The following is a 4957-nucleotide window of genomic DNA, read 5'->3' as shown; positions in this document are numbered from 1 at the left end:
AGTACGCTCTTTCACATACTAGCACGTCTTGTGTGAAATGGTATATCTTAACAAAAATTCATGTAAAGCCGTCCTTTGAGGACGGGGGTTCAGCCCTCCGCTTCGCGATGCCCATTTTTTTGATGATAGGTTAGCCGGTACTTCCGCACCAAATGCCCGCTTCTATCAATTGCAAGTGCTGTCAAATTCTGTGGCTCAGGGGCGAGTTTCCCTGCCCGGAGGCTGATTCCTGCTCGTCAGAGTGCGATCGCACGAACTTTGGCATTAACCCGCTCTCACGGCCGGCCGCACCTATCCCCGAGTTTGGCTAGCGTGGCGGCGCGCCACTGTCTCTTCATGTTTCACCGACTTGGAAAAAACCTCAAACAACTTGCGATTTGGGATGCCGGGATTCGGGATTGTCCCCGTACAGTCGATATTAGTAACCTTTTATAATAGCGTTTTATCGGTATTCATGGCTAGATACTAATGGTACAATAATCTCGGGGCAGCAGAAAAGTTTGCTGGGAACTGCATCGGTTTCGCTCGCTAAGAGCGCCCGCCTTTAGGCTCGCAATAGCTGTCGATTTTGCCGATCGTGCTGACATTTGACAGATTCCTGGCAGTTGCAGTCGGATTTGGCCGCTGTCTGTCTTGCTTGCAGGCTGGTGCTGGTGGATTTGGCCGATCGACTGCCGGGCCGAGTGACAACAAATCTCTCAGCAGTGTTAAGCTTGTCTTCGCGAAGTGCTTTCAAAGGTAATTCGATCGGCTCAGTCGCTTGCCACGTTGCTAAAATTTTGTTAATAAAATTTGCTCAGTGGTATGGATCTAAAAAATTATGGTATATTCTTTAGTTTCTAGCTCGCAATCAGAGCTTGAGGCTATTAATTCCCATATTCGACCTTTGACCGCAAAACTTTAGAGGTAAAATTGCCGATTTTAGATACTTGTTTCTCAAATCTTGAATCTCAAATCGAATGACTCGGTTGCAAGCTATTTCTAACTGCCCAGCGCAGATCAAGCGCATAAATTAAAATGATGGCCTCATGGAAGACCGCTTTAACACCCGAGATCCGAATTCCAATATAAATCAATTGATAGTTTCTACTCCTTTTTTTGCAGGCTTACCCGATCCTGTAATCGAGAGAGCAACTGTCCACATCGTTACCCGCAGTCATCCGTCAAATCAAGTGATTTTACTCGAAAATGACTGGGGAACATCAGTGTATTTTATATTGGATGGTTGGGTGAAAATTCGCACCTACAACCTAGACGGAAAAGAAGTAACACTGAATATTTTAGGGAAAGGAGAACTGTTCGGGGAAATGGCCGCGATCGAAGAAGCACCGCGATCGACAGATGTCATCACCCTAGCCCCGACACTGATCGGCAATATGCCATCTCAGGATTTTGTGCAGCTCATTCATACTGAGCCGCTAGCAGGCATTCGGCTAGCTCAACTGATGGCCCGCCGCCTGCGACAAGTCAACCGCCGCCTGCGTTTGCGAGAGTCCGACAGTACCTCGCGAGTAGCAGATATTCTCTTATTTTTGGCCGAGGGGCAAGGCAAAAAAATCCTGGAAACAGGAGGTACAGAAATTCCCAACCTGCCGCACAGAGAATTGAGCAGCCTCAGCGGGCTGGCTCGCGAAACAGTAACGCGAGTGCTGAGCAAGCTGGAAAAAAAAGGAACTATTCAGCGCGAACGTGACGTTTTGTGCATTCCCGACCTGCACGCCTTGGAGCGTCTGTTAGTCTAGAAGTATCAGAGATTGTTAATTTGAATCTAATTCAAAAGCACTCTCTGTTAACTGATATTGATGATTTCCCGCCGGAGGTAAAGCTGTGAGTTTTAAGAAAATTTTCGCCGCCGTAGATGATTCTGAACTCGGCCACCGCGTCTTCAGTCAAGCTTTAGAATTAGCTCTGGGCGATCGGGCCGAGGTGATGCTATTTCACTGCGTTACTGTCAACTCGCTGGGCGAGACGGCAGTGCCAATTCCAGTAGATTTGGGCATGAATGTCGAGTTAATGGATCAAGCTTATCAAGCTCAACGTTTGCGGCTGGAAAGAGACGTAAAACACGCTTCTGGTTTGCTACAAAATTACTGCGACGCGGCAGCAAAACAAGGATTGCAGGTGGAATTTGACTGCAAAATGGACGGCGATCCGGGGCATTGTATCTGTGAATCCGCCCGAAATTGGGGCGCAGATTTAATAGTATTGGGGAGGCGGGGCCGCACGGGGTTTACAGAAGCTTTTCTCGGCAGTGTCAGCAATTATGTCGTTCACCACGCATCTTGTTCGGTTTTTGTAATTCAGGAAGTAAAAGCCGAAAAATGATGCTGCTCAAAATTTTTGCTGAGAAAATCCATCTAAAATAGGACTTGCGTTTGTAGCTAAACCCGGTTTCTGCCAGCAATATTAAATTTGGCGGCGAGGCATTCAAACAGTGAAACCGGGAATCAGCGGTATCGGGCGCAAGTTCCGTAAAATCTAAAATCTAAAATCTAAAATCGGAAAATGGGAAAATCGGGAATCAGCCGTATAGCCCGCAAGTTCCGTAAAATCTAAAATCTAAAATCTAAAATCTAAAATCGGATGAGTGATTTTTTGTCAGCAGATGCCGCGTCTAATTCGGGCAGTTCACCCAGTACAAATAATGAGCCGGAAACTGCCGCTATTTCAGATTTGGCTGGCGATCGCACAAATCCCGATCGGGGGACGCGCGAATTAGGGGAAGCGCCTTTAAGGCTCGTAGAAACGGCATTTTTGGCAAGTACCGCTAGCTTGATTTGGCTGGTAAATTATTACTTTCCGCTGGGGCCTTTGCTGCGGGTTTTTTTCCCGATACCCATCGCCCTGGTTTACTTGCGCTGGGGCAACCGAGCTGCTTGGATGGCAGCTTTGGTATCGGGTTTGCTGCTGTCGGTACTCATGGGCCCGACGCGGAGCATTTTATACGTGATTCCTTTTGGAATTATGGGAGTTGTGCTGGGAGGACTTTGGAGGCGTAAAGCGAGTTGGTCTGTCTCTATTAGTTTGGGCGCGCTAATTGGTACTGTCGGCTTCTTTTTTCGGTTTTGGCTGCTGTCAGCATTGGTGGGTCAAGACCTCTGGGTTTACGTAACCGCCCAGGTAACAGAGATTGTTGAATGGGTTTTTGTGAAGCTGGGCTGGCTTAATGTACCGAGTTTGAGCGCAATTGGGGCGATCGCCGCCGGGATGATTTTGGTTAACAATATTGTCTATTTATTTGTAGTGCATTTAGTAGCTTTGTTGCTGTTAGATCGTTTGGGAAATCCGATTCCGCGCCCGCCAAGCTGGGTGCAAGTTTTGATTGATTATGAGGAGTAGTTATTAGTCGTTATACCAATTTAATTGGTATAACTAATTTTTTTAGACTGAACTTTCCCAATTGACAAAAAACGTATGCCGTGTGCAGCTTGAGTTTTAAACGGAAAAGCCAGACTGACAATTTGATGAAGATCGCGCTGTTTGGGTAAATATGTTTCGGGATGCTCCGGCAGAGGTAACTTACCCAACTGGTACTTGACTATTGCTTCCCAGACTGAAACTGCACTCAAATAGACCTGATTATCTGGATCGCGAATTGCATCTCGAACATCTGTTGATAACTGGGCGTCACCACTGATGAACCATAAAAAGATGTGCGTATCTAGCAGAATCTTCATTTACCTTCAAATGCACTGAGGATATCTTCCGGCAAAGGAGCGTCGAAATCATCTGGAACGGTAAACTCGCCTGCACACAAACCAAATGGTCGTAATTGCTTGCTGCTAGAAATAGGTCTTAGTTCGGCGATCGGCTTATCTGCAAGCAGGATAACAAAAGTTGCACCTGCTTCCACTTGACGCAGATACTTTGAAGGATCGCGCTGAATTTCGTCAACTGTCACGTTCAACATAAAAATCAGTATAAAGCTCAATGGAGAATAATCTACCCAACTCAATTGTAGATAATGGAGCCTATAGTTTCACTTAGAATCGATATAGATTTGTTTATACATACGTCATAGACCCATAAGTGAGGTTTTATTAACGTATCAGCAAAGGTCTGCTCCAAGCATGAAAAGCTCTGGCTATGCGTTCGTCAATCTCATTAGCGATGTTGCCGATACTTATGTCACGGTCAACGTGATTATAAATGCCATCTGTGTTGACTTCAAGCACCAGCCAATTGCCTTTTTCATCCTTCATTAAATCAGCGCACCCGAATGAGTCAATGAGGTTGGTGCAACTCAGGGCTTTGCGGGCTTGAAACTCTGCTTCTGACGGAATATCGCTTTCTTCTTCATATCTCGCGCCTTGTGCATGAGCGACGAATGGAGAAGTTTTTGTGCATGAGGGAAAACGTCTGGCATTCCAGCCGAAAGTTTCGCCTGCCACGCAATACAACCGATACACTTCCGGCACCTCCAAGCGGATGAACTCTTGAAGAACGTATGGGCGCGGCCAATACTGCGGAATTGGCATCTCCAAATCTTGTAAACGATGTCCCGAAGCGCCGCAGCCCGTCGGCCATTTGAGAACCCATTGACTTTGCGTTTCGTTCTGAATGAGGCGTTTAACGTCCTCTTCTGAATCAAGAAGATATGTTTTTGGAGTAGCCACCTGATGTTTGGCAAAAACTTCTGCGAGATGGCGCTTGTCCGAAGCCAACTGAATTGCTTGAAACGGAACAAAACTTTTGCCGGCTGGTGGCGCTGAACTTTCCCAAGCGAGCAAATAATTATAGTCTGACGGCGACGAGCTAATTTCGAGATTCATCACACGCGCCAAACGCAGTGCGTGTTCTTCAAAAATCCATCCTGCATCACCCGCATTGAGAATAACTGCTTTGATCTCTTTCATTTTTAATGATATAGCGCTGTTTTCCAACCCACATTCCGCAGTTCTGGCTTTAATGACTAAGGATTATCATACATTCAGTGTAGGAAAAATATCTGTGCCTA

At 46.3% G+C, this 4957-nt stretch carries 7 protein-coding genes; 3 read left to right on the top strand and 4 right to left on the bottom strand.

Annotation, left to right across the window (positions count from 1 at the left end):
- Positions 1-544: 544 nt before the first annotated feature.
- Positions 545-736 carry a hypothetical protein gene (locus QUA56_RS36080; protein WP_333368698.1) on the bottom strand — a complete coding sequence of 64 codons (192 nt, stop codon included), beginning with the start codon at positions 734-736 and terminating at the stop codon, positions 545-547.
- Positions 737-1028: 292 nt separating this feature from the next.
- On the opposite strand from QUA56_RS36080, the gene QUA56_RS36075 reads away from it, so the two are divergent.
- The 3 genes from QUA56_RS36075 (at position 1029) to QUA56_RS36065 (ending at position 3339) form a co-directional block, all read left to right on the top strand.
- On the top strand, positions 1029-1742 hold the full coding sequence (locus QUA56_RS36075; RefSeq protein ID WP_190663937.1) for a Crp/Fnr family transcriptional regulator: 714 nt from the start codon (positions 1029-1031) through the stop codon (positions 1740-1742).
- A gap of 85 nt (positions 1743-1827) precedes the next feature.
- A complete protein-coding gene (locus tag QUA56_RS36070) occupies positions 1828-2325 on the top strand; it encodes a universal stress protein (RefSeq protein WP_333368695.1) in 498 nt (165 codons plus the stop codon).
- Between the two features lie 258 nt (positions 2326-2583).
- A complete protein-coding gene (locus QUA56_RS36065; RefSeq protein WP_333368692.1) occupies positions 2584-3339 on the top strand; it encodes a DUF2232 domain-containing protein in 756 nt (251 codons plus the stop codon).
- Positions 3340-3359: 20 nt separating this feature from the next.
- Here QUA56_RS36065 and QUA56_RS36060 read toward each other — a convergent pair whose 3' ends face one another.
- The 3 genes from QUA56_RS36060 to QUA56_RS36050 form a co-directional block, all read right to left on the bottom strand.
- The gene (locus QUA56_RS36060; RefSeq protein WP_333368690.1) at positions 3360-3677 is read right to left on the bottom strand and encodes a type II toxin-antitoxin system VapC family toxin; all 318 of its coding nucleotides are present in this window, start codon (positions 3675-3677) and stop codon (positions 3360-3362) included.
- Positions 3674-3910, bottom strand: a complete 237-nt coding sequence (locus tag QUA56_RS36055) for a type II toxin-antitoxin system Phd/YefM family antitoxin (protein WP_333091846.1) — start codon at positions 3908-3910, stop codon at positions 3674-3676. The genes QUA56_RS36060 and QUA56_RS36055 overlap by 4 nt, the downstream gene beginning before the upstream one ends.
- A 130-nt stretch (positions 3911-4040) precedes the next feature.
- Positions 4041-4856, bottom strand: coding sequence for an ATP-grasp domain-containing protein (locus QUA56_RS36050; protein ID WP_333368687.1), 816 nt, complete (start codon positions 4854-4856; stop codon positions 4041-4043).
- Positions 4857-4957 lie beyond the last annotated feature (101 nt).

Origin of the sequence: Microcoleus sp. N3A4, from assembly GCF_036701805.1 — a bacterium.
Taxonomy (GTDB): Bacteria; Cyanobacteriota; Cyanobacteriia; order Cyanobacteriales; family Microcoleaceae; genus Microcoleus.
The sequence above is the reverse complement of the archived record's forward strand: the minus strand, read 5'-3'. Positions and strand labels throughout refer to the sequence as shown.